Source organism: Streptomyces sp. MAI_2237 (assembly GCF_054189285.1).
Map to the genome: position 1 here is coordinate 2,093,492 of NZ_JAJPGQ010000003.1, position 23,879 is coordinate 2,117,370.

General features: G+C 71.8%; 19 protein-coding genes. 13 read left to right on the plus strand and 6 right to left on the minus strand.

Translation table 11 applies throughout. From position 1 onward, the window contains the following. Positions 1-104: 104 nt before the first annotated feature. The 3 genes from LN251_RS20200 to LN251_RS20210 are packed head-to-tail and all read right to left on the minus strand — an operon-like array spanning position 105 to position 2,826. Positions 105-905, minus strand: a complete 801-nt coding sequence (locus LN251_RS20200; protein WP_458245619.1) for an amino acid ABC transporter ATP-binding protein — start codon at positions 903-905, stop codon at positions 105-107. Continuing rightward, the gene (locus LN251_RS20205) at positions 902-1,831 is read right to left on the minus strand and encodes an amino acid ABC transporter permease (protein ID WP_404161503.1); all 930 of its coding nucleotides are present in this window, start codon (positions 1,829-1,831) and stop codon (positions 902-904) included. Before LN251_RS20205 ends, LN251_RS20200 begins: the two co-directional genes overlap by 4 nt. Positions 1,832-1,863: 32 nt before the next feature. Further along, the gene (locus tag LN251_RS20210) at positions 1,864-2,826 is read right to left on the minus strand and encodes an ABC transporter substrate-binding protein (protein WP_458245620.1); all 963 of its coding nucleotides are present in this window, start codon (positions 2,824-2,826) and stop codon (positions 1,864-1,866) included. 570 nt (positions 2,827-3,396) lie between these two features. On the opposite strand from LN251_RS20210, the gene LN251_RS20215 reads away from it, so the two are divergent. From LN251_RS20215 to LN251_RS20230, 4 genes are all read left to right on the plus strand, one after another. After that, positions 3,397-4,620 carry an NAD(P)-dependent malic enzyme gene (locus LN251_RS20215; protein ID WP_458245621.1) on the plus strand — a complete coding sequence of 408 codons (1,224 nt, stop codon included), beginning with the start codon at positions 3,397-3,399 and terminating at the stop codon, positions 4,618-4,620. A 186-nt stretch (positions 4,621-4,806) separates the two neighbouring features. Then, positions 4,807-5,772, plus strand: coding sequence for a zinc-binding dehydrogenase (locus LN251_RS20220; RefSeq protein ID WP_458245622.1), 966 nt, complete (start codon positions 4,807-4,809; stop codon positions 5,770-5,772). 110 nt (positions 5,773-5,882) lie between these two features. Continuing rightward, positions 5,883-6,092: a helix-turn-helix domain-containing protein gene (locus LN251_RS20225; protein ID WP_016437953.1), complete on the plus strand. Its 210-nt coding sequence runs from the start codon at positions 5,883-5,885 to the stop codon at positions 6,090-6,092. Further along, positions 6,092-6,664: a Clp protease N-terminal domain-containing protein gene (locus LN251_RS20230; protein ID WP_458245623.1), complete on the plus strand. Its 573-nt coding sequence runs from the start codon at positions 6,092-6,094 to the stop codon at positions 6,662-6,664. Before LN251_RS20225 ends, LN251_RS20230 begins: the two co-directional genes overlap by 1 nt. A gap of 226 nt (positions 6,665-6,890) precedes the next feature. Here the strand turns inward: LN251_RS20230 and LN251_RS20235 are convergent, their stop codons facing one another. After that, positions 6,891-7,949 carry a helix-turn-helix transcriptional regulator gene (locus LN251_RS20235; RefSeq protein ID WP_458245624.1) on the minus strand — a complete coding sequence of 353 codons (1,059 nt, stop codon included), beginning with the start codon at positions 7,947-7,949 and terminating at the stop codon, positions 6,891-6,893. A gap of 1 nt (position 7,950) precedes the next feature. After that, positions 7,951-8,973: a DUF4097 family beta strand repeat-containing protein gene (locus tag LN251_RS20240; RefSeq protein WP_458245625.1), complete on the minus strand. Its 1,023-nt coding sequence runs from the start codon at positions 8,971-8,973 to the stop codon at positions 7,951-7,953. Between the two features lie 146 nt (positions 8,974-9,119). Between LN251_RS20240 and LN251_RS20245 the strand changes: the two genes are divergently transcribed. Next, positions 9,120-9,962, plus strand: a complete 843-nt coding sequence (locus LN251_RS20245) for a hypothetical protein (protein WP_458245626.1) — start codon at positions 9,120-9,122, stop codon at positions 9,960-9,962. Between the two features lie 161 nt (positions 9,963-10,123). Here the strand turns inward: LN251_RS20245 and LN251_RS20250 are convergent, their stop codons facing one another. After that, positions 10,124-10,303 (minus strand): DUF6104 family protein, encoded by a 180-nt coding sequence (locus LN251_RS20250; protein ID WP_383677852.1) that lies wholly within the window; start codon positions 10,301-10,303, stop codon positions 10,124-10,126. A gap of 384 nt (positions 10,304-10,687) precedes the next feature. Between LN251_RS20250 and LN251_RS20255 the strand changes: the two genes are divergently transcribed. From LN251_RS20255 to fxsT, 8 genes are all read left to right on the plus strand, one after another. Continuing rightward, complete coding sequence (locus LN251_RS20255; RefSeq protein WP_458245627.1) at positions 10,688-11,179, plus strand: CU044_2847 family protein; 492 nt, start codon at positions 10,688-10,690, stop codon at positions 11,177-11,179. A gap of 68 nt (positions 11,180-11,247) precedes the next feature. Beyond that, positions 11,248-13,251: a VMAP-C domain-containing protein gene (locus tag LN251_RS20260; protein WP_458245628.1), complete on the plus strand. Its 2,004-nt coding sequence runs from the start codon at positions 11,248-11,250 to the stop codon at positions 13,249-13,251. 112 nt (positions 13,252-13,363) lie between these two features. After that, positions 13,364-14,389, plus strand: a complete 1,026-nt coding sequence (locus LN251_RS20265; protein ID WP_458245629.1) for an AAA family ATPase — start codon at positions 13,364-13,366, stop codon at positions 14,387-14,389. A gap of 7 nt (positions 14,390-14,396) precedes the next feature. Beyond that, on the plus strand, positions 14,397-17,762 hold the full coding sequence (locus LN251_RS20270) for an SAV_2336 N-terminal domain-related protein (RefSeq protein ID WP_458245630.1): 3,366 nt from the start codon (positions 14,397-14,399) through the stop codon (positions 17,760-17,762). Between the two features lie 18 nt (positions 17,763-17,780). Next, positions 17,781-17,957, plus strand: coding sequence for an FxSxx-COOH cyclophane-containing RiPP peptide (gene fxsA / locus LN251_RS20275; protein WP_458245631.1), 177 nt, complete (start codon positions 17,781-17,783; stop codon positions 17,955-17,957). Between the two features lie 145 nt (positions 17,958-18,102). Continuing rightward, on the plus strand, positions 18,103-19,266 hold the full coding sequence (locus LN251_RS20280) for an FxsB family cyclophane-forming radical SAM/SPASM peptide maturase (RefSeq protein ID WP_458245632.1): 1,164 nt from the start codon (positions 18,103-18,105) through the stop codon (positions 19,264-19,266). Continuing rightward, positions 19,263-20,672 carry an aKG-HExxH-type peptide beta-hydroxylase gene (locus LN251_RS20285; protein WP_458245633.1) on the plus strand — a complete coding sequence of 470 codons (1,410 nt, stop codon included), beginning with the start codon at positions 19,263-19,265 and terminating at the stop codon, positions 20,670-20,672. The genes LN251_RS20280 and LN251_RS20285 overlap by 4 nt, the downstream gene beginning before the upstream one ends. A gap of 153 nt (positions 20,673-20,825) precedes the next feature. Further along, positions 20,826-23,837, plus strand: a complete 3,012-nt coding sequence (gene fxsT / locus LN251_RS20290) for an FxSxx-COOH system tetratricopeptide repeat protein (RefSeq protein ID WP_458245634.1) — start codon at positions 20,826-20,828, stop codon at positions 23,835-23,837. Positions 23,838-23,879: the final 42 nt, after the last annotated feature.

Consider the following 23,879-nt stretch of genomic DNA (forward strand, 5'->3'; position numbering starts at 1 on the left):
CATCCCGGCCAGGGCTGGACGACCTACCTTCACTGAGCGGGAACGAAAGGCCGGGTGCGGAAGGAACAGTTCCTTCCGCACCCGGCCTTTTCGATGCCCGCGGTTCAGAGAACCTTCGACAGGAACGACTTGGTGCGCTCGTGCTGCGGGCTGGTCAGGACCTCACGGGGATGGCCTGCCTCGACCACGACACCGTCGTCCATGAAGACCAGCGAGTCGCCGACCTCACGGGCGAAGCCCATCTCGTGCGTGACGACGATCATCGTCATGCCGTCCTCCGCCAGGTCCCGCATGACGTCGAGCACCTCGCCGACGAGCTCGGGGTCCAGAGCCGAGGTCGGCTCGTCGAAGAGCATCAGCTTCGGCTCCATCGCCAGTGCCCGGGCGATGGCGACGCGCTGCTGCTGGCCACCGGAGAGCTGGCTGGGGTACTGCCTCGTCTTGTCGCCGAGGCCGACGCGGTCCAGCAGCCGCTGGGCCCGCTCCCGGGCGACGGCCTTGGACTCGCGCTTGACCTGGACCGGCGCCTCCATGACGTTCTCCAGCGCCGTCATGTGGGGGAAGAGGTTGAAGCGCTGGAAGACCATGCCGATGTCCCGCCGCTGCGCCGCCACCTCCTTCTCCTTCAGCTCGTAGAGCTTGTCGCCGCTCTGCCGGTAGCCGACCAGCTGGCCGTCGACGTACAGCCGGCCGGCGCTGATCTGCTCCAGGTGGTTGATGCACCGCAGGAAGGTGGACTTGCCCGAACCGGACGGACCGATCAGGCAGAACACCTCGCGCGGGTTCACCTCCAGGTCGATGCCCTTGAGGATGTGCGCCAGCCCGAAGGACTTGTGCACGCCCTCGGCCTTCACCATCGGCGCGCCGCTGCCGGACGTCGGGATGTCCTTGCTGAGACGGGTCATCGGGCCACCTCCGGGCGACGGAACGAACCGAACATGCGGAGGTTCTTCTTCAGCCGCTGGAACGGGGTCGGCGGCAGGTTGCGCGTCGAGCCACGGGCGTACCGGCGTTCGATGTAGTACTGCACGATGCTGAAGATCGTGGTCAGGAACAGGTACCAGATGCAGGCCACGAAGTACATCTCGACGACCGCCAGCGAGGTGCTGGAGATGTCGGTGGCCTTCTTGATCAGCTCGGGCAGCTGGACCGCGTAGGCAAGCGACGAGGTCTTCAGCATGTTGATGAACTCGTTGCCGGTCGGCGGGATGATGACCCGCATGGCCTGCGGGAGGATCACCCGGCGCAGCGTCTGGCCCTGGGTCATGCCCAGCGCGTGCGACGCCTCCGTCTGCCCCTCGTCGACCGACTGGATGCCGGCCCGGACGATCTCCGACATGTACGCGGCCTCGTTCAGGCCGAGACCCAGCAGGGCGGTGAGGACCGGCGTCATCACCTGGTTCATCTCGTTCTTGTAGAACCCCAGGTTCAGGATGGGGAAGACGAGCGAGATGTTGTACCAGAGCAGCAGCTGGACCAGGACCGGCGTGCCGCGGAAGAACCAGATGTAGAACCAGGACACGGTGCTGGTGACCGGGTTCGACGACAGCCGCATCACAGCCAGGACGACGCCGAGGGCGACGCCGAGCACCATGGCCAGCACGGAGATGTAGAGCGTGGTCCACGCGCCGGACACGATGCCCGGATCGAAGAGGTAGTCCGGGATGACGCTGTAGTTGATGTTCGCGTTGGAGAACGCGATACCGATCAGCGCCACGATGCCGATGACCACGACGCCGGACACCCAGCGGCCGTAGTGCCGCACCGGTATGGCCTTGATCTGCTCCGGCGGCACCGATGGCGCCGGAATCTTGTCGACGGTGTCAGTCACAATGACAGCCCTTCAGTGGTGCCAGAAGCTGTTCAGGAGCCGCCGTTGATCTTCGACTCGGTGACCGCGCCCTGCGTGACGTTCCACTTCTGCATGATCTTCTGGTAGTCGCCGTTCTTGATGATCGCGTTCATGGCGGCCTGGATGGCGTCCCGCAGCTGGGTGTCCGTCTTGCTGACCGCGATGCCGTAGGGACCCGCCTCGATCTGGTCGCCGACGACCTCGAAGTCCTTGCCGCCACCGGAGGTCTTCGCGTTGTAGGCCGCGACCGGGAAGTCGTTCAGGTCGGCGACGGACGCGCCCTGCTTCAGACGGAGCAGCGCCTCGGGGTCGGTGTCGAAGGTCTGAAGGTTGATGGCCTTCTTGCCGTCCTTGGTGCACTTCTTGCTCTGCGCCTTGGCGATGCCCTCGGACGTGGTGCCCTTCTGCAGGGCCACGACCTTGCCGCACAGGTCGTCGAGCGACTTGATGCCCTTCGGGTTGCCCTTCTGGACCAGGATCGAGGTGCCCGCGGTGAAGTAGTCGACGAAGTCGACGCCGTTGCCGACCTTCTTGCCGGTGTCGGAGTCGATGCCGTTCTGGCGGTCCTTGGTGTCGTTCATCGCCGACATGAGCACCTGGAACCGCTTGGCCTGCAGGCCGACGATCAGGTTGTCGAACTTGCCGTTCTCGAACTGGAACTGCACGCCCAGCTGCTTGCCGAGGGCGGCCGCGATGTCGGGGTCGATGCCGACGGCCTTGCCGTTCTCCATGTACTCGACCGGCGGGTAGGCGATGTCGGAGCCGACCTTGATGACGCCCGCCTTGCGGATGTCGGAGGGGAGCTTGCTCGCGAGCGGCGCGTTCGACGAGGACGCCGATCCCGAGCTGCTGCCGCCCTTGTCGGTCTGGTCACCGCAGCCGGTGAGAATCAGGGCGCCCGCGACCGCGATCGCACCGGCCGCGGCCAGACGGTGGTGCGTGGCGGTCGCACGACGGGTGGAGCTTGCGGTCATCTTGGGTTCCTCCGGCTGATGGGTGGAGATGCCGATGGGTCGACGACAACACACACCATCGGGTGTCGCGACCTCGCGGGTTTACGGCATCTTGCCATTCGGACGGAGCCGTTCAGGGGGCTGGAGATGTCAAAATCGGATAACGGGTGACCCCCGAACCCGACCAGGTCCGGACAAGATGACGGGATCATCTCCTGAAATCCGCCATTTAGGCCGGAAGATCTCCGGCTGATCTCAGGGTGCGGACCGAGGTGACGAGGTGTTGATCACTGTTCGACCGGTCGTCAGGCGCTGGTCGAGGGTCTGTCCCTATATTTCGGGACGATTCTCGTCACCCAGATGTGACCTTCCGGCGCGGTGGTGTGACCTTGCACTTAATGGACTCGTCCTCGACGGGTCCGTCCGGTAAGAAGGTTCTTTACACCCCTCATCCGGGGCTCGTGGCGCGTGTGCGGCGCGCCCGTCGCGTATGACCCGTACGCATCAATAGATCGGGCCATGCGCGGTCCCGCCCACTTCTCACCAGGAGTGGCCACCCTCAACCATTGAAGATTTAAGGGGTAAAACAAAGTGGCAGCGGAGATCGTCAATCCTCGCAGCGACAGCAGTACGGACCAGGACGGCGGGGCGGAGCCCCTCGATTCCTTCGATCCGGCGTTCGCGCTGCACCGCGGCGGCAAGATGGCCGTGCAGGCCACCGTGCCGGTCCGTGACAAGGACGACCTGTCCCTCGCATACACACCCGGCGTGGCGCGCGTGTGCACCGCGATCGCCGAGCAGCCGGAACTGGTCCACGACTACACGTGGAAGTCGTCCGTGGTGGCCGTCGTCACCGACGGCACCGCCGTGCTCGGACTCGGGGACATCGGCCCCGAGGCCTCCCTCCCGGTCATGGAGGGCAAGGCCATCCTGTTCAAGCAGTTCGGCGGCGTGGACGCCGTTCCGATCGCTTTGAACTGCACCGATGTGGACGAGATCGTCGAGACCGTGGTCCGGCTCGCGCCCTCCTTCGGTGGCGTCAACCTGGAGGACATCTCGGCACCCCGGTGCTTCGAGATCGAGCGCAAGCTGCAGGAGCGGGTCGACATCCCGGTCTTCCACGACGACCAGCACGGCACCGCGGTCGTGACGCTGGCGGCCCTCAGGAACGCCGCGCGGCTGACCGGCAAGGGCCTCGCCGACCTGCGGGCCGTCATCTCCGGCGCCGGTGCGGCCGGTGTCGCCATCGCCAGGATGCTGGTCGAGGCCGGCATCGGCGACGTGGCCGTGGCCGACCGCAAGGGTGTCGTGTCCGCCGACCGCGAGGACCTCACGCCGGTCAAGCGGGAGCTCGCGGGCTTCACCAACAAGGCCGGCATCAGCGGTTCGCTGGAGGACGCGCTGGCGGGCGCGGACGTCTTCATCGGCGTCTCCGGCGGTACGGTCGCCGAGGCAGCCGTCGCCTCGATGGCCGAGGGCGCGTTCGTGTTCGCCATGGCCAACCCGAATCCCGAGGTCCACCCCGACGTCGCGCACAAGTACGCCGCCGTCGTGGCCACCGGGCGGTCCGACTTCCCGAACCAGATCAACAACGTGCTGGCGTTCCCGGGCATCTTCGCGGGCGCGCTGCAGGTGCGGGCCTCCCGGATCACCGAGGGTATGAAGATCGCCGCCGCTGAGGCGCTGGCGGGCGTGGTCGGGGACGACCTCGCCGCGGACTACGTCATCCCCTCGCCGTTCGACGAGCGCGTCGCCCCTGCCGTCACGGCCGCGGTCGCGGCCGCTGCCCGTGCGGAGGGCGTCGCCCGGCGCTGACATCCCTGCCGCCGGTCGTCGCATCGGTCGAATGACCCCGTCCGCCAGGGCGGGGTCATTTCTTTACCCGGCCGCTCGGCCGGTCGAGTGAACGAGCCCCGGTGCTCGGACCGGCCGGTGCAAGAGGGCATGTGTCACAGGGCGGCACGGTTCCGTCGGTGCGGGTCGCCGCCTATCGTCAAGGTCATGTTCGCCGTCTACGCCGCCCGAATCGACCGCGACCAGCCGCTGAACGGCCTCGAACTCGGGGACCGCCCCGCCCCCGAGGCCCGGCCCGGCTGGAGCACCGTCAACGTCAAGGCCGCCTCCCTCAACCACCACGACCTCTGGTCGCTCCGGGGCGTGGGTCTGCCCGAGGAGCGACTGCCGATGATCCTCGGCTGCGACGCCGCCGGCATCGACGAGGACGGCAACGAGGTCGTGCTGCACTCGGTCATCGGCCAGAGCGGGCACGGGGTCGGGCCCAGGGAGCCCCGTTCCATCCTCACCGAGCGCTACCAGGGGACCTTCGCCGAGCAGGTCGCCGTGCCGACCTGGAACGTCCTGCCCAAGCCCAAGGAGCTCTCCTTCGCGGAGGCCGCCTGTCTGCCGACCGCGTGGCTCACGGCGTACCGGATGCTCTTCACCAACGCGGGTGTCCGGCCCGGGGACTCGGTGCTGGTGCAGGGCGCCGGCGGCGGTGTCGCCACGGCCGCGATCGTGCTGGGCAAGGCCGCCGGGCTGCGGGTCTTCGCCACCAGCCGCGACGAGGCCAAGCGGAAGCGGGCCCTGGAGCTCGGGGCCGTGGAGGCGGTGGAGTCGGGGGCCCGGCTGCCGCAGCGGGTCGACGCCGTCATCGAGACCGTCGGCGCCGCGACCTGGTCGCACTCCGTCAAGTCCCTGCGTCCCGGCGGCACGCTCGTCATCTCCGGCGCCACCAGCGGCGACCGGCCCTCGCACGCTGAGCTCACCCGCATCTTCTTCCTCGAACTCAAGGTCGTCGGCTCCACGATGGGCACCAAGGACGAACTGGAGGACCTGCTCTCCTTCTGCGCCGCGACCGGCGTCCGTCCCGTCATCGACGAGGTGCTGCCGATGGACCGCGCGCGTGAGGGCTTCGAGCGGATGGAGTCCGGGGAGCTGTTCGGAAAGGTCGTCCTCACCAACGACTGACCTCCGTCCCGTACTTCGTCCGTGCCTGCGGCCGACCCGTTCTCCGGGTCGGCCGTCCGCGTTTGTCAACCGTGGTTGACGGCGAGGGTTTGTCAACGTAAGTTGACAGTATGACCGAAGCAACGGATCTCGCCGAGCGGGCCGGTGACCGCGATCCACGGGTCGGACTGCGCGCCGTGGCCGCACTTCGCCGCCTGCTGGAGCAGTTGGAGGCGGTACAGGTGCGCAGTGCGCGCAATCAGGGCTGGTCGTGGCAGGAGATCGCCGCGGAACTCGGCGTCAGCAGGCAGGCCGTGCACAAGAAGTACGGGAGGCATTGATGTTCGAACGGTTCACGAAGGACGCCCGTGCGGTGGTGCGAGGCGCGGTGGAGCACGTGGAACGGGCGGGAGAGCGGACGGTCGACGCCGACCACCTCCTGCTCGCGGTGCTGGAACGGGAAGGCAGCCGGGCCTCCTTCGCGCTGGCCTCGCTGGGAGTGACCGGTGCGAGGAAGGAGTCCGTACGGGACGCGGTGGCCGAGGGCCGACGGCGCGCCGGACTCTCCCGGGCCGATGCCGACGCCCTTGCCGGGCTGGGCATCGACGTGGCGGAGATCGTCGCCCGCGTCGAGGAGGTGCACGGCGTCGGGGCCATGTCCGGCGACCGAGGGGACAAGGGCTGGTGGTCGGGCCGCCGTGCCTTCGGCCGCGACGCCAAGGGTGTCCTGGAGAGGTCGCTGCGCACCGCGGTCGCCCACGGCGACCGGCACATCGGCGACGAGCACCTGCTGCTCGCCCTGACGACAGGCGGCGGTGTGGCGGCAGAGGTCCTCGCCGACCACGGGGTGACCCACGACTCGCTGACGCGGGTCCTGTACGGAGGCGGCGAGGGGCGAGCGAAGGCCGGCTGAGGGGGAGGGGAGGGATAGGGGAGGGGAGGGATAGGGGAGGGGCGAGGGCGGATGCGGAGGGGGCTGCGTGGTGCGTGGTGCCCTTCTCGTGCCCCGGCGTGCGGAGGGCCGCTTCCTCCGGCGGTGGTGCGGACGACGCCGGCTGCGGCGTCCGCGGACGCGGGGAGCGGTCCTCCGGTGCTCAGGCCTCCAGTGCTCAGACCTCCGGTGCTCAGACCTCCGGTGCTCAGACCCTGGGGCCGCGCAGCATCGCCCCGATGTGGGCCGCCGCCGTCGACAGGTGGCGGCGGGCCTCGCGGAGTTGGTCCTCCGTGACCCCGTGGTCCCTGGCCGCGTCGCGGATGTCGTCGCGGAAGCGGTCCAGGAGACGGTCGAGGTCGCGGGACGGATCGCCGGTGGCGTCCTCGTGCGCCCAGGCCGGCTCGTAGTCGGCGGGGAAGTCCTCGGGCGTCTGTGAGTACTCAGGCCGGGGTGCCGAGGTACCGGCGCCGTTCCGGCCGAACCCGAAGTCCTTCCCGAACTCCTTGCCGAAGTCCTTCCCGAAGTCCCCGAACTCCTTGGCCAGTTCCGTCAGTCCCTCGCGCACCCCCGTCGGCCAGTCGCCGCGCGCGAAGTGGTCCTGTACCTGCTCCTGCACGCGCCGGCCGATGCGCTGCAGCTCCTCCTGGGCCTGGGCCCGGGCCCGCTCCTGGGCCTCCTTGGCCTGGCGCCGGGCCCGCTGGGCCTCCTCGCGGGCCCGCCGGCTCTCGTCCTTGGCCCGCCGCGCCTGTTCCTTCCACTCCTGCTTGACCCGCCGCATCTCCTCCTTGGCGGCGCGCCAGGCCTCCTTCTCGTCGTAGTCCCCGAAGTCCTGCGACGCGCCGTCCCGCTCGCCGTGGTCCTTGGCGCCCCCGTCCCGCCGGGCCTCCGTGGCCGCCGCCCGCATCTCGCGCCGCAGGTCGCCCGCGGCGCCGCGCACGTCGGCCCGGATCTCGGCGGCGAGTTCGGCGACCGACTCGCGGATCTCCAGCTCCAGGTCGGCCAGTTCGCCGGAGCGGTCGGCCAGTTCGGCGCGGCCCGCGTCCGTGATGGCGTACACCTTGCGGCCGCCCTCGGTGGTGTGGGTGACCAGGCCCTCGGCCTCCAGCTTGGCCAGGCGGGGGTAGACGGTGCCGGCCGACGGTGCGTACAGCCCCTGGAACCGCTCCTCCAGGAGCCGGATCACCTCGTAGCCGTGGCGGGGCGCCTCGTCCAGCAGTTTCAGCAGGTAGAGACGGAGGCGGCCGTGGGCGAAGACGGGGGGCATGTCAGAGCACCTTCTTGTCGGTCGTGCCGTCGGCCGGGGCGTCGCTCGCGCCACCGCCCTGGCCGGAAACGGAATTGTCCCCCGAGTCGCCGTGCGGTCCGTCCGCCGGGGTGTCTGCCGGAGCGCCCGTGGGCGTGGCCTCCGTCCCCGAGCCGCCCGGCGCCGGGTCCTCGACGACCGGGCCGATGTCCTCCGGGTCGACGTCCCAGGGCTCGTCCTCGATCGGGGGGCGGCGCAGCAGGGCGATCGAGCCCGAGACCGTCGTCGCCTTGAGGCTGCCGCTGCCCGAGCCGAGCCGGCCGGTGATGCGCTTGGCACCCCACTGGCCGCTGACCCGCAGGTCCTCGAAGGCGTTGGAGACCGACCCGCTCGCGGTGTTCGCCTCCACCCTCGCGTCCGCCGGATGGGGCAGCCGGATGGCGATCTCGCCGGAGACGCTGGTGAGGCTGATGTCGGTCGGCCGACTCGCCGGGTCGAGGTCGACGATCATCGAGCCGCTGACCGAGTCCGCCTTGACCGAGGAGCCCGCCTCGACGACGGTCAGGTCCCCGGAGACGGAGTTGAAGCGGAGGTCCCCGCGCAGGGCCTGCGCCTCCACGTTTCCCGACACGGTGTCGGCGCGCACCGGGCCCGTGAGGCCCACCAGGGTCGTGTCCCCGGTGACCCCCTTGACCTCCGCGCGCCCCTCCAGCCCGGAGACCACGGCCGCGGCGCCGACCACGCCCACCTCGAGACGGGTGTCGGCCGGTACGGCGAGGGAGACCACGGCGCTGCGCCGCCATCCCTTGCGGTCGAGCCATTTGAGGAACCCCTTCCAGGGCAGGTCCTCGTAGGCCACGGTGAGCGTGCCGTGCTGCTGCGTGACCACCAGGGGCGGCCCCTCGATGTCGGAGACCTCCAAGCGGGCGGAACCTTCGTCGGTGCCCACCACGTTCACCGTTCCGTTGACGATGCGTACGTGGAGCTCTCGCACGGGCTCGTCGAACGTGAGTTTCCGCGGCTCTGAGACGGACCACTCGGGCATGGTGCTGACCTCCCCGTCGCAACGCGCCATATCGCGTCTTCTTCATTTCACGATATATCGCGGACACGGAAAGTCAAGACACTCTTTCCGGCGACGGCACCCGCGCCGGAATCGACCGGAGGGGGGAGTTGTCCTAGTTTGTGACCATGTCGACGGGAACTTCTCGCAGTGGTGCCGCCGCCGGAGCCCTGCTGCTCTGCCGGGCCGAGCCCGATTCCGTCGCCTTCGCCGCCCGGCTGCTGCGTGAACCCATGCTGCTTGCCGGAGCCGGAGCCGGAGACTCCTGGAGCGTCCTCGTGCCCGAGGGGCGGCCCTGGCGGGACGGCGGCGAACCCGTCGACCGGGTCCTGACCGGCTGGGCCACCGCTCTCGCCGTCGGCGCCCCGTGGCCCGTACTGGCCCTGTGGTGGGACGCCGACCGTGCCGGTTTCACCCTCGCGTCCGGCTTCCGCCGCCCCGTCGGCTATGTCTGGCTGGCCAACGGCACGCCGGCCGGCGAGGGCGAGGCGATGCGCACCTTCGCGGCCCGCCTGGGCCTCGACCCGGTCCTGGACGTACAGGCCCTCGACGCACTCACCGAACCCGACCCCGCCCTCGACGCCACGGCCCGTCTGCGCGCCCTGCTCGCCGTCCTCACACGCGCGGGAGTCGCTCTGCCGGCCGGTCTCGACCCCGGTGAGCCCGCCGACCGCCTGCGGCAGGCCGCTCAGGAGCAGCTGGACACCCGTCCGGTGGAGTGGCCGGGATGGCGGGAGGCGGTACGGGCGGAACTGGACGTCGTCGACAGCGACGGGCGCCTGAGTCGCTGGCGCCCCTGGGCCGGCACACCCCAGTCCCGCGCCCTGGCCCTCGCCCAGCTGACGGCCGGTCTTCCCCTCGCCGTCCTGGGCGCACGGCGGCACAGCGCCGGCTGGGCCGCGGCGGGGGCGCTTCTGCTGGCGCACGGGGCGCTGGGGCTGGCGTACGAGGTGGTGCGGCCGCGGGACTGACGGGTTGACGGGGCCGCGCATCCGTCGTCGCCGACGGCCGCGGTCACGCGGAGCGGGGCGGCTCAGCAAGGCGCAGGGGTCCAAGGACCGGTCCTCCAAGGACCACGGCAGGCAGCGCGCGCCCCAGAGCCCCCAGCCCGCCCTCGAAGCGCCGCAGGCGCCTACTCGTCGTCCTCGTCGTCCAGGCGGGCCAGCCACGTCGCCAGGCGCTCCACCGGAACCTCGAAGTCCGGGTTGAGGTCGACGAACGTCCGCAGCTGCTCGGCGAGCCACTCGAAGGTGAACTCCTCCTCGCCGCGCCGCTTCTCCAGTTCCTCGATGCCGCGGTCGGTGAAGTACATGGATCGTGCTCCGTGGGTTCGATCGAAAGGCGGGCTCCCCGTTCGCGGGAGGGACCTTTGGACAGGGACAAGGATAGGCTCCGCGCGCCGGGCGGACAGGCCGTGCGAGGGCTGCGGGCCTTGGGGTGAATGGCGCGTCACGGCCTGGTACGCGGTCCGGTATCGGTGGTCGGCAGGGCCGCCGTGACCGGTGCCGTCCGGGGAACCGGCACTGATCGCGGCGCGTGAAGGGTAGGGAGTGCCCTTCGCGGGAAGGACCCCTTCCCCGTGGGGAGACGCGCTGCCGCCTTGCCGCGGGGGAGGCCGGATACAGAACAGGGTGCGGGGGGCGCGCCGTCCGGGCAGGTCGGGCGGGGTGCGCGCACCGTGACGCGGGGGAGCGCCATGGAGCAGGAAGTGACGCGGGTCGCGCGGATCGCGCTGCCGGACGGGACGCCTGTGTGGGCCCGGATATCCGGGGCCGGGGAACTGGCCGCACCGCGGGGCGAGTTGTCGTTCACGGACACCGGGTTCGCGGACCGCGTGGAGGCGAGCGTCGAGAGCCTGCACGCACTGGTCACCGGTGTCGCGCGGTCGCTCGCCGAACCGCTGCGCGCGGTGCGGCCGGACGAGGTGAGCGTCGAGTTCGGCGTCGAGCTGACCGCGAAGGCCGGGAAGGTCGTCGGACTGCTCGCGGACGGAGAGGCCAAGGCGGGTATCAAGGTCACCCTCACCTGGAACGGTGGCCCGCCCGACCCAGGCGCCCCGGCGGCCCCGGTGGCCCGCACGAGCGCGGACCCGGCGCCCGGCTCGCAGGCCGGCCCGGGTGCGGGCGCGTCCACCGGCGCCCCGGCGCACGGGGGCGCCGACGCCGGTGCCGCCGGGGCCGGGGCATGACGGACGGGCACGAGGGGGGCGCATCGAGCGAGCGGGATGCCGCCCACCGTGCGCTCCGTGACCTCGTCATGGCTGCCACCGTGCGCATCCATCGCACAGATGTCGGGTATTCCCTCGACGAGCCCGGAAGCTTTCTCGGGAGCGGCTTCTTCATCGCCCCGAACTGGGTTCTGACCTGCGCACACGTGGTTCGCGGCGGGGAAGGGGGCGAGATGGCGGTGGTCTACGAGGACGGTCCGGGCCGGGGCAGCTCGACCGTTCCCGCCGAGGTGGTCGCCACGCTCCCGGACCACGTCGACGACACGGCACCTGGTAACTGGCCCGCCCCCGACCTCGCCATCGTCCAGCTCCGCGCACCTGTCGACCACGCGTGCGTGTACGTGTCCGAGCGGCCGGCGGCCTACTACGCCGAGGGCAAGGTGTTCTACGCGGGCTGGACCGTGCTGGGCGGCCGGCTGCAGCTCCTGGACGGCACCCTCACCGTGCAGGGAACGGTCGGTGGTTGGTCCGACGGTGTCCAGATGCGTCTCGGTCACAACGACCTGCCCTACGGTGTCTCGGGCGGCCCGGTGGTCGACCCGGCCCGCGGCGAGGTCATCGGCGTACTGAAGTCGCGCGCGGACCACGGCAGTGGCGGCACCTCCACCGGCATCGAGCAGCTGCGCCGGCTGCCGGTGCCCGAGGAGGGCGTCCAAGCCGAGCACGAGGACCACTACCAGGCGATCTTCCACGCCCACGACCGCTACCACCGGGATCGGCAGCAGTCCGACTCCGGCGGGCCGAGCTGGGCCGACGTACAGAGCAGGCTGGACGCGCGGCCGGGCCGCACCCTCACCCCGGGCGAGCGGATCCAGCTGCTGGGCCGGCTCGCCGACCTCCCGCCGCCGGTCAGCACGCGCGGCCTGCTCGACATCCTGGAGTCCCTTCCGGACCTGCAGGCAAGCACCCCGCTGCCCGCGCCGCGCGCCTGGCGGGACGGGCTTGGGGCACTGTACGAGAACGCGCGCGACGACGGCGCGTGGGGGCTCGTACTCGAGTACGCGGTGCGCGTCGCGTACGCCGAGCGGCCGTTCGACCGGCCCGGCACGGCTGATGCGGAGACCGCGCTGTGGGACTGGGCGCGGCAGGCCAGGGGAGGGCAGATCCCGCTGCGGCGGCTCGTGCGGCTGCGCGCCGACCTGCTGCGGCTGCGCCGGCCGCCCACGGCCGCGCCCGCCGGGATAGTTCCGCGGCGCGGACCGCGGTCGGTCGTGCTGCTGGAGCTGGTGGAGCGGGGCTGGGAGCGCGAACGCTGGGACTGGCGGGTCTCCGTGACCCGTCCCGGGGGCGCGGTGGAGGGTGTGGGGGAGGGCGAGCGGACCGCGACGAGCGAGCTGCCGTCCCGGCTCGCCTCCCCGCTGACGGAGGCCTTCCGGCAGTGCGACGAGCGCGGCCGGCCCGCCGTGTTGCAGGTCGCACTGCCCCACACCCGGCTGGATCTGCCGGTGGACACCTGGCAACTGGGACCGGAAGAGCCGCCGTTGGGCGCGCGCGGTCCGCTCGTGCTGCGGTGCGTCGACCGTGACCGGCTGCCCGCCGAGGACGCCGACGGGCTCGCCCCGTGGATCGATCCCCACGAGGACCGCTTCGACCGCTGGCGCTGGCTGCGCGCGCACGGTGCCCGGGCGTACGTCCTGGACTGCGGTGACGGGGTGCCCCAACAGGTACCGGATGTCAGCGTGTTGCGTGACCTGTCGCCCGAATCCGTGCCGGTGTTGTGCCGTTACGGTGAGGAGCGCTACGAGGACGACGTGGCCGCCCTCGCCCGGATCGTGCTCGGCGGCTTCGGCGTGGCCCTGTGGCGCCGTGGCAGGGACCGACGGGACGCCGTCTGCGGGGAGTTCCACCGCGGCGCGGCCATCACGGTCGCCGACGAACGCGGCGCCGAGCACCTGCCCGAGCGGGTTCACGAGCTGCGGGCGAGCCTGCTCGCGAGCCGCACGGAGGCCTTCTGGGCCCACGGGATCACCCTGTTCTACGACGATCCGCTGCAGCCCCTGCCCGGCACCGGTGACCTGCTGGAGGCGCCTTGACGCAACCCGGCCCAGGGTCCGACCGGCCTCTTACCAGGCCTGCGGAGGATCGATACCGTGATGCACGTCGAGGCGGCTGCCGTGCTGGACGAGTGACGACGAGGACCGGACCATGACCGAATCCAGTGAGTGGCTCATCTACCGTGGCGCCGGCGAACCCCACGACGGGATCGACCGTCTGCCCGCCCCGCCGCCCTGGCGCGACTTCTCCAGCCGGGACGCGGCACGGGGCGCCGGCGACGGCTCCGAGGACCGCAGGCTCGGAGCCCACCGGCATCTGGCGGAGCTGCACAGGCCCGGCGCCGAGGAGCTGGAGATGATCAACGCGGCGCTCTATCTGCGCCGTCCCCTGCTCGTCACCGGAAGCCCCGGTGCGGGCAAGAGCACGCTGGCCCACTCGGTGGCGTACGAGCTGGGGCTGGGCAACGTGCTGCGCTGGTCCATCGTCAGCCGCTCGACCCTGCAGGACGGGCTCTACCACTACGACGCCATCGCCCGCCTCCAGGACGTGCAGATCGCCGCGCAGGGCGGCTACGGCTCCGCGGCCGGCTCCCCGGGCGCGGTCGAGGGCATCGGCAGCTACATCCGGCTCGGACCGCTCGGCACCGCCCTGCTGCCCTCCGACACCCCGCGCGTCCTGCTCATCGACGAACTGGACAAGAGCGACATCGATCTGCCCAATGACCTGCTCAACGTGCTGGAGGAGGGCGAGTTCGCGATACCGGAACTGGAGCGGGTGGCCGACCGGTTACCGGACGGCGAGGCGGAGGTCCTCACCGCCGACGGCGCCAAGGTGCGCGTCCGTGACGGCCGGGTGCGCTGCCGCGCCTTCCCGTTCGTGGTCCTGACCAGCAACGGCGAACGCGACTTTCCGGCCCCGCTGATGCGCCGCTGCATCCACCTCGAACTCGGCCGACCCGACCACAACCGGCTCGCCACCTTCGTCCGTGCCCACCTCGGCGGCGAGGCTGCCCGCGCCGGCGACGACCTCATCAACCGCTTTCTGGAGCGCTCGCGCAGCGAACTGCTTGCCGCCGACCAGCTGTTGAACGCGATCTACCTCACCGACGCGGCCGTCCCGCCGAGTCGCGACCGTCTCGCCGACCTGCTCATCCAGCGGCTCGACCGCCCGAGGTGACCCGGTGATGCCCGAGGAGGCGGTGGGTCGTAATCCCGGGGCTCCCGGTACGCCCGACGCCGGGCCCGGGACCGGGGAGACCGCCGCGCCCGGGGGCGACCCCATCGCCGAACTGATCGCCCGGCTGCGGGGGATCGGCCTCGATCCCGACGCGAAGGGGCTGTGCGACGCGCTCTGGCTGGCGCGGTGGGCACGGTCCACCACCGGCACCGAGGAGCCGGAGGCATCCGCCCCCGGCACACCTTCCCGCCCGGCACCGGCCGTCCCCGCCGAGCTCGCCCCGCCGCCGGCCCGGCAGCGGCGCCAACCCGCCCTGCCCGAGCCACAGCTGTTCGACCAGACCGGTGACAGGCGCGTGGCCCTGTACCCCGTGCCCCGGGACGGCAGCCTCGCCGGGTCCGGCCGGACGACACCGCTGCCCGTCGGGGTGCCCGCGGCCCCTGCCTTTCCCGCCCCGCTCGAACTCCAGCGCGCCCTGCGGCCGTTGCAGGGCTACCGCAGCGCGGCCCCGCCACTGCGCTCGGTGCTGGACGAGACGGAGACCGCCGAGCGGAGCGCCAGAGCCGGCGGGCTCGTGCTGCCGGTGTTCCGAGCGGTGACCCGGGCCGACGCTCGGCTGCAACTGGTCATGGACGCCTCGTCGTCGATGCGGGTGTGGGACCGGATGTTCGCCGAACTGGAACAGGTCTTCGGACAGTTGGGCGCCTTCTGGGACATCCAGGTCAGCTATGTGCACGAAGGGCCGGACGGAGAACCGGCCGTCAGCCGCAGCCCCGAGCCGCACGCCGCCCCGCTGCACTCCGCCGACCGGCTGAGCGATCCCTCCGGCCGCCAGATCACCCTCCTCGTCAGCGACTGCGCGGGCCCGCTCTGGCACAGCGGCCACGCTCACCGGTTGCTTCATCACCTCGCCCGGCAGGCACCCGCCGCCGTGCTGCAGCCGCTGCCGCAGCGCATGTGGAACCGCACCAGGTTTCCGGTCACCTACGGCGAGTTGCAGCGCGGCGAGACCTTGGGCGGCGCCGCCGCGCTGCGCGTGCGCACCCAGACCGGGCCCGCCGCCCGGGGCCGCCGCGGGGCGCTGCCGGTGCCTGTGCTGCCGCCCGAGCCGGTGCCCCTCGGCGCCTGGGCGCGGTTGCTGTCGGGAGCCGGCGCCGGGCCCGTGGACGGGGCCGTGGGCTGGGTGCGCGCCGACCAGCCGTCCGCGGCCGCCGGCCGCCCGGGCCGGCGGCCCTCCGTCCTGGAGCTCGTCAGCCGCTTCCGCTCCACCGCCTCCGCGGCCGCCGGCCGCCTCGCCGTCTACCTGGCGGCTGCCCCGCTCTGCCTGCCGGTGATGCAGCTGGTGCAACGCACCATGCTGCCCGACTCCGGACCCTCCGAACTCGCCGAGGTCCTGCTCAGCGGCCTGGTCTCGCGGGCGCTGGAGGACCATGGCAGGGACGACGACCAGTGGTACGAGTTCGCGCCGGGCGTCCGCGAGTCGCTCCTCGCGCCACTTGGCCAGGACGAGGCCATGCTGGTTCTCAAGCACTGCTCCGAGTACATCGAGGCCCGCTTCGGCAAGGGCGGCCCCAACTTCCCGGCCCTCGCCCTCGCCCAGCTCGGCGACCAGGGAACCGGACGCCCCTACGCCCCCGGCGGCTACCGAACGGAGAACGGCGACAACGGTACGACGCTCGTCCCCCAGCCCTTCGCCGAGGTCGCCGCCCGTGTCCTGGAGCGCTTCATGCCGCTGCCCGAACAGTTCGCGCTCTACGGCAGCCGGGAGCGCGCCGACCCCGCCGCGGACCGCCCCGCCCATCCCGCCGTCACCCGTGCCCGCGCGCTCGCCGAGCGCTTCGACCGCGAGGGCATGGTGCAGGACCTCATCGACGCCGTACAACTCCTGCGCGGCGCCGCCGAACACGAACGCCCCGCCGGCCGGGACTTCGAGCTCTGGGCCGAGTACGCCCGTTGTGTCCTGCGGCTGTGGGAGGTCCAGGGCGGTCCGGAACTGCTGCGCGAGGCGGAGACGGCGGCGGAGCGGGCGGTGGCGCATCCGCACGCGCTGCGGGAGCGGGGAGTTCTGGCGCGGGTGCTGCGGGCCGCCGCCGCCGACCGCAAACGGCGCGGAGACCTGCCGGGAGCGCTGGATCTGCTCAGCCGAGCCGACCGGGAGTACGCCGTCGCCTGCGCCGCCCCGGGACTCGACGAGGACGAGGCCCTGACGCTCACCCTGGAGCGGGTGCGAGGTCTTGAGACGCAATGGCGGCTGGGCGGCGACAGTGCGCTGCTGCAGGGCGCCGTAGGCATGCTGGAGGCGTTCGCCGACGTCTGGCCCGACCGCCGCAGCCGTCCGACCGGACTGCCGCTGGCCCACGGCCGGATACTGCTGCGGCTTTCCGGGGCCACGGTGGACCCTGTCCAGTCCGGGCTCTACGCCGAGCAGGCCGCGCGATCGCTGCGCAGCGCGTTGGAGACCCTGCCCGAACCGGACGGCGCGGACGCCGTCCGCGAGCGAGTGGCTGTGCTGCTCGACCTCGTCGACGCGCTGCTCGGCGCCGGCGGCCCGCTCCAGGAGGCCAGGAGCCGGGTGGACGAGGCGCTGGCCGCCGTCCGGGAGCAGGGCCAGCGTGCCGCCGTGCTCACCCGTGCCGGGCGGGTCGCTGTGGCCCGGTACGCGGAGTCGGGGGACAACGCCGATCTCGAACTGGCCGCCGATCGTTTCGACCAGGCCGCGCAGCGCATGTCGCGTGACGCACCCGCGCACGCCGACGTGCTCGCCGAGTGGGGGGAGGTTCTGCTGCGGCTCGCGGGTACGGAAAGCGCCCCCCGCGCCCCGTACTTCGTGTCCCGGGCGATACGCGTGCTGCGGGACTGCCGGATGGAGACTCCGTCGGGGAGCCGCTGGGCCGCCCGTCGGCTGCTGCTGCTGGGCCGCGCCCTGATGCTGCGCTACCGCTCCCGCGGCGACCGGGTCGATCTGCGCGAGGCCGAGCACCTCTTCGGGCTCGCCGCCGCCGACGCGGACGAGCCGCTGCTCGCGGCGCACTGTCTGCTCGACCTCGGCGAGGTCCAGTACGAGGCCTTCCGCAGTCTGCGCCGCCCGGCGCGGCTGGATCTGGCGGTCGACGCCTTCCGGGACGCGGCGGAGGCGGCGCGCGAGGCGGAGGGCGTGGCCGAGACGGATCGGCGGCGGCAGGAGGCCGTGCAGTTGCGTGCGCAGGCCCACCACTGGCGGGGTATGTCCTATGAGGCGGCCGCTCGGCCACGGGCGGCGCGCGAGGCCTACCGGGCGGCTCGGGCGGAGTGGGCGAGACTGCCCGAGGGCAGTGTGGTGTCCGGCGGGCCCACGCCGCAGGAGACCGCCGAACGGCTGTCCGGGGCAGGTTGAGGGGAGAGGGGCTTGGTCATGGACGTGCGCGTCGACGCCGAGGGGGAGCGGGAGCCGCTTCCGGATCTCCTGGCGCTGGATCTGGAGGAGTTGGGCCGTGTGGAGCATCCGGTGCTGCGTGAGGTACTGGACGAGCTGACGGAGCGGGCCGCGTGGCCCGCCGAGATGCTGTGGGGATTCGGCAGCGCCCTCTGACCGATCGATGAGTGACTGTTTCGGTCGAAACATCGATCGAATCGGTCATTCTTGATTGGGTGGCGTGTGCGCCGGACCGCTTCGCGGGAAGGCGCGGGAATGTCTGCCACAGTCGGCGCGGACTCCACGGCATGGGGGTGCTGGAGTGTCTGAACGGGCGGCTTCCCCACACCCCTTCCGGCAGTTCGTCGTCAAGGTGCACGGCCGTTGCAATCTGGCCTGCACCTACTGCTATCTCTACGAGGGCCCCGACACCACGTGGCGCACCCGCCCCGCGCGGGCTTCGACCGCCGTCCTGGAGCGCACCGCGCACCGCATCGCCGAACACGCGCGCGCGTACGCCCTGCCCGCCCTCTCTCTGGTCCTGCACGGTGGCGAACCCCTGCTCGCCGGAGCCGACACGCTGGCCCGCTTCGCCGCCCTCGTCCGCGACCGGGTGCCCCACGGCTGCGCGGTCCACGCCATCGTCCAGACCAACGCCACGCTGCTCACCACCGGGCGGCTCGCCGTCCTCGCCGACGCCGGCGTCCGTGTCGGCATCAGCCTCGACGGTGGCACCGCCGCGCACAACGCGCGTCGCGTCGACCGTGCCGGACGCCCCTCCTGGCCCGCGGCCGAACGCGGTGTGCGGCTCCTCGCCGAGCGTTTCCCCGAGGCGTACGCAGGCATTCTCACCGTCGTGGACCCGACGGTGGACGCCGTGCAGACGTACGAGTCGCTGCTGGAGCTGCGCCCACCCGCCCTGGACCTGCTGCTGCCGCACGGCAACTGGTCGGCTCCGCCGCCGCGGCTCGCCGACGGCGGGTACGGCGAGTGGCTGTGCACGATCTTCGACCGGTGGTGGTCGGCGGGGCGCCGGCAGACCCGGGTGCGCCTGTTCGAGGCGTGCGTGGCGCTGCTGCTGGGACGGCCTGCCAGGACGGAGTCGCTCGGTCTGTGGCCGTTCGACGCCGTGGTGGTCGAGACCGACGGGTCCATCGAGCAGGTGGACGCCCTGAAATCCGCGTACGACGGAGCGGCGCACACCGGGCTCGACGTCTTCCGTCACACCTTCGGCGAGGCTCTGCGGCATCCCGCGGTGATCGCTCGCCAGGCGGGGGTCCGTACCCTGGCAGACCAGTGCCTGGCCTGCCCTCTGCTGAAGGTCTGCGGGGGCGGTCACTACGCCCACCGTTACCGTGCGGGCCACGGCTTCCGCAATCCCTCGGTGTACTGCGCAGACCTTCAGCTTTTCATCCGGCACGTGGCCCGGAGGCTCGCCGAGGCGACGGTGGTCACCTGCGTGCACGGCGAAGGGGGCACCCGGTGACCTTTCCCGCGATCCCCGATGGGCTCCTCGTCGAACTCGGCTGTACCGGTGGCGCCCCCGAGACCCTGGACCTCCTCGTCCGCCACCAGGACACCCGGCAGATGCTGGCGCTGCGTGCCGTACTGGACGCGGCGGAGGCCGCTGACCCCGCACTGTGTCCCCCCGGCTGGAAGGCCGGACTGCGCGCGGACTGGGCGCTGCTGGCCGAGGCGGACCGGGCGGCGGCCCCCTCCCCGGCCCGTGCCCGCCTTCTCTACCCCCTCACCGGCGCCTGGGCCTGGCACTGCCTGCGCACCCTGAGCGACAGGCGGCCGGTGACCGAGCAACGCAGACGCCGGCTGGGCAGGGACCTGGCCCACTTCGGCGCGCTCGCCGCAGCGGCCGCCGTCCGCGCCGGCCTCCCGTTCGCCGTACGTCTCACCGCGTACGACGGTGTCCTCACGCTGCCCTCGCTCGGCGCCCTGAGCACCGTGGACGCCGGTGACGTGGACGTAGAGCTCGTCCACCGCCAAGGCTTGAGGCTCCGTCAACCCGGCGCCGTCGACGTCACGGTGTATCCGCAGGCCGACTTCGGCGCCTGGTCCGGCGCACTCGCCTGGACCCCGGCCCATGCCCTGCCCGGCCTGCTGCCCGACGCCCCGCCCGTACCCCTGGACGATCTGGACCCCCACCGCACGGCAGGGCCGCCGCGCCGCGGCAGCTCCCTGGGCGAGCCGGTCACCCTGGACGACTCGGGACGCAAGCAGTGGGCGCAGGTCTGGTCCGGCACGGCCACAGCGCTGCGATGGGGCGGTGAACACCGCGTCGCGGAGGCGCTGGCGCTGCTGCGCTGCCTGGTGCCCCTGGCGCTGCCACCCGGCTCGGCCGCGCACGGCAGCTGCAGCGCCTCCCTGCGCGAGGCGTTCGGCGCCCTGCTGAGCAGTGTCCCGCCGGATCCGGCGGCCTTCGCCACCACGCTCGTGCACGAGCTGCACCACTCCAAACTGTCCGTCCTGAGCGACATGGTGGCGCTCCATCATGCTTCGGATCAGGAACGCTACTTCGCACCCTGGCGACCCGACCCGCGCCCCTACGACGGCCTGCTGCAGGGCGCCTACGCCCACCTGGCGATCGCCGACTACCAACAGCGCCGCGCTCTTGCCGACCCGCTTCACGGCGACGCCGCGTGGACCCAGCACGCCCGCTGCCACGCCATGGTCGGCGCGGTCCTGCCGGCCCTGGTCGGATCGCCCGACCTCACCGCCCGGGGGCGACTGTTCGTCGACGCGATGGTGAGCACGTACGAGCGGATGACGGAGCACCCGGCGCCGCGCGGTCACCGGGCGCGCGCCGAGGCGTACGTACGGGCCGCCCGGATGCTGTGGAGTCAGCGGCACGCCTCCGCGCTCCGGCGCCCGAACGAGTGAGGGTGCGGAGACGACTGGGCAAACGCCCCCACCGCCAGGGCGGGTTGCGCGAAGATCTTGGTGGCTCGGCGAGCGCGCTCGCCGGGTCCGGGGACCTTACGGGCGGAGCGCCGAGGTTCTACGATTTTCTGGGACGACGCGCTGGAGGCCGTTTTGTCTGGAGCCCGCACATCGGTCAGGCCCACCGAGAGGGGGGCCGCACGGGAAACGGTCACGATCAGCTTCGCGGGATTCAACCGCGCCTGGGCCGCCTGGATCGGCGGCTGTCTGGAGCGGCGCGGCGTCCGTGTGGTGTATCTGCGCTGGGACTCCCCCGCCGAGGTGCCGCTCGTGGAACTGCTGCGCGACCTGCAACTCGCCGAAGGGCGCATCCTCATCCTGGTCAGTGAGTGGTACTTCCAGCTGGGGCCGCGCACCCACGAGGAGTGGAACGCCGCTCTGCGCGAGGTCGTGGCTCCCGACCCCTCCCGGTTCGCCGCCGTGTCCGTCACCACCGCCTCGATCCCGCAGGCCAGCGCCGTACTCGCGCCGACGAGCCTGACCAACGTCGGCGCCGACGAGGCCGAGCGCCGCCTCCTCGACCGGCTGGACCTGCCGTACGAACCCCTCGACGAGGGTGAGGAAGGCAGCCGGCGCGGGCCGCGCTTCCCGGCGGCGATGCCAGAGGTCTGGGGTGGCGTGCCCCGGCGCAACACCCGCTTCACCGGCCGTGAGCCCCTGCTCAACAACGCCTACAACCTGCTGCAGTCCGCCGAGCCGGGCGCGGGCGTCATCACCCTGCACGGCATGTCGGGCGTGGGCAAGACGCAGCTGGCCGCCGAGTACGTCTACCGCTTCGGCTCCGAGTACGACGTCGTGTGGTGGGTCAACGCCGAGGGACGGGTGACCTATCGGCGTCTGCTGGCCGAGCTCGCCCCCAAGCTGGGCCTCCAGACCGGCCAGGAGTACGGCGAGCGGCTGCGCGCCGTCCGCGACTCGCTGCGCCGCGGTGAGCCCTACTCACGCTGGCTGCTGATCCTCGACGGCGCCGACGAGCCCGAGCAGATCTGGGACCTCGTCCCGACCGGCCCCGGGCATGTCGTCATCACCTCCCGCAACCCCGAATGGGGCGAGCACAACAGCCAGTTGCTGGAGGTCCCGGTCTACGACCGTGACGAGTCGGTCGCCTTCATCCGCCGCCGGGCACCCCGGCTCAACGAGAGCGAGGCGGACCAGCTGGCCGAGGCCCTGGAGGACCTGCCGCTGCTGCTGGACCAGACGGCGGGCTGGCTCAACGACTCCGAACTCTCCGTGCGGGAGTACATCGACCTGCTGGAGGGCGGCATCGACTCCGACGTGGTGAAGGTGTCGGCCGACTTCCCGCTCGCCTTCCAGACGGCGTGGTCGATACTGCTGAACAAGCTCCGGGAGACGGTGCCGGAATCCGTGGACCTGCTCCGGCTGTGCACCTTCTTCGCGCCCGGCTTCATCCCCGTGCGCCTGCTGCGCGAGATGCCCGGCGACGAACTCCCGGAACAGCTGGCCGGGTTGGTCAACGATCCACTGCTGTGGAACAAGGCGATCAACCAGCTCCGCCAGTACTCCGTCGTCCGGCTGGAGTCCCATGAGGCATCCCTCGACGAGACCAACTCCGCGGGCGACTCCCTCTATCTGCACCGGATGGTCCACCAGATCGTCCGCAAGGACATGCCGGAGGAGGACCGCGAGGAGTTCATCGACGTCGTACGGCGAGCCCTGGCCGCCGCCGACCCGCGGCGCCCCACCGACACCCGAATGTGGCCGGCGTACGCCGAGATCGTGCCCCACCTGAAATACGCGGACGTCCTGCAGACCAAGTCCCCGGAAGTCCAGCGGCTGGTCTTCAACTGCCTGCGCTACATGTACTTCTCCGGTGAGTACTCCGCCGGCATCAAACTCGGCGGCCGTGCCCTGCAGGCGTGGCGGGCGCTGCTCGGCGAGACCCATCCCCGCATCTGGGACCTGAGCTACCACTACTCCAATCTCCTGCGCTCCGTCGGCGACTACGCCGCCAGTGAGGCCCTCAACCGCGCCGCCTCCGACCATCTGCGCGCCGAGCGCGGGCCGCAGGACCTGGAGCATCTGCGCGCCGCCAACGGTCTCGGCGCCGACTTCCGGGGGCTGGGCCAGTACGACGAGGCGCTGGAGCTCTCCGAGTGGGTGCTGGGCGCCTACCGTGACCTGCTCGGCGAACAGGACTCACGCACCCTCAACGCCCTCAACAACATGGCCGTCTCCCTGCGCCTGCTCGGCCGCTACGAGGATGCCCTGGAGACCGACCGGCGCGCCTGGGAGGCGCGGCGCGGTCTGCTGCGCGCCCGCCATCCCTGGACCCTGATGTCCGAGTGCTCCTTCGCTCTCGACCTGCGCCTGCTCGGCCGCTACGGCGAGGCCGAGTCGATCCAGGTGCGCAACGTCGAGGAGCACCGGCTCGTGATGAGCGACGACAACCCGCAGACCCTCTACGCCCAGCACAACCTCGCCCTCTGTCAGTACCGCGGCGGCAACCGGGAGGGGGCGGGCCTGCTGTTCGGCAGCATCCTGGAGCGCGGCGAGCGCGTGCTGGGCGAGTCCGACCCGGCCACCCTGATCTTTGCCACCGCCCAGAGCTGCTTCACCCGGGAGAACGGGGACATCGACCAGGCCCGCGCACTCAGCGAGGCCATCGTCGCCCGCTACGAGGCCATGCTCGCCGACGGCCACCCCTTCATCGCCGGCGCCCGCTCCAACCAGGCCCTCATCCTGCGCAACGTCGGCGAACGCGAGCATGCCCACATGCTCGTCGAGCAGGGGCTGGCCGGCATGACGCAGGCCGTCGGGGAGCGCCACCCCTGGACCCTGGGATGCGCCCTCAACGCCTCCGCCCTCCGCAACCTCGTCGGCGACGCGGAAGCGGCCGAGGCACTCAGCCGGAACACCGTGGTCCTGGCCATGGAGATGCTGGGACGCACCCATCCGCTGACCCTGTCCGCCCGAATCGCCCACGCCGCCGACCTGCGCGGCCTGAGCGAGCGCCGAGACGCCGAGAAGGCGGAACAGGAAGCTCTCTCCGACCTGGAGTCCACTCTCGGCAAGCAGCACCCGCACACCATCTCGGCCCGCTCCCGGGTCCGGCCGTACTGGGACTTCGAACCGCTCCTCATCTGACCTCACACGGCCGGTCCGACCGTGCGCGAGGGCCCGCCCCCG

Excerpts from the sequence above, each read along its gene's own strand:
- LN251_RS20200 (WP_458245619.1), bottom strand. The coding sequence starts at position 905 with ATGACCCGTCTCAGCAAGGACATCCCGACGTCCGGCAGCGGCGCGCCG.
- LN251_RS20210 (WP_458245620.1), bottom strand. The coding sequence starts at position 2,826 with ATGACCGCAAGCTCCACCCGTCGTGCGACCGCCACGCACCACCGTCTG.
- LN251_RS20220 (WP_458245622.1), top strand. The coding sequence starts at position 4,807 with ATGTTCGCCGTCTACGCCGCCCGAATCGACCGCGACCAGCCGCTGAAC.
- LN251_RS20225 (WP_016437953.1), top strand. The coding sequence starts at position 5,883 with ATGACCGAAGCAACGGATCTCGCCGAGCGGGCCGGTGACCGCGATCCA.
- LN251_RS20230 (WP_458245623.1), top strand. The coding sequence starts at position 6,092 with ATGTTCGAACGGTTCACGAAGGACGCCCGTGCGGTGGTGCGAGGCGCG.
- LN251_RS20235 (WP_458245624.1), bottom strand. The coding sequence starts at position 7,949 with ATGCCCCCCGTCTTCGCCCACGGCCGCCTCCGTCTCTACCTGCTGAAA.
- LN251_RS20240 (WP_458245625.1), bottom strand. The coding sequence starts at position 8,973 with ATGCCCGAGTGGTCCGTCTCAGAGCCGCGGAAACTCACGTTCGACGAG.
- LN251_RS20245 (WP_458245626.1), top strand. The coding sequence starts at position 9,120 with ATGTCGACGGGAACTTCTCGCAGTGGTGCCGCCGCCGGAGCCCTGCTG.
- LN251_RS20250 (WP_383677852.1), bottom strand. The coding sequence starts at position 10,303 with ATGTACTTCACCGACCGCGGCATCGAGGAACTGGAGAAGCGGCGCGGC.
- LN251_RS20255 (WP_458245627.1), top strand. The coding sequence starts at position 10,688 with ATGGAGCAGGAAGTGACGCGGGTCGCGCGGATCGCGCTGCCGGACGGG.
- LN251_RS20260 (WP_458245628.1), top strand. The coding sequence starts at position 11,248 with ATGGCTGCCACCGTGCGCATCCATCGCACAGATGTCGGGTATTCCCTC.
- LN251_RS20265 (WP_458245629.1), top strand. The coding sequence starts at position 13,364 with ATGACCGAATCCAGTGAGTGGCTCATCTACCGTGGCGCCGGCGAACCC.
- LN251_RS20270 (WP_458245630.1), top strand. The coding sequence starts at position 14,397 with ATGCCCGAGGAGGCGGTGGGTCGTAATCCCGGGGCTCCCGGTACGCCC.
- fxsA (WP_458245631.1), top strand. The coding sequence starts at position 17,781 with ATGGACGTGCGCGTCGACGCCGAGGGGGAGCGGGAGCCGCTTCCGGAT.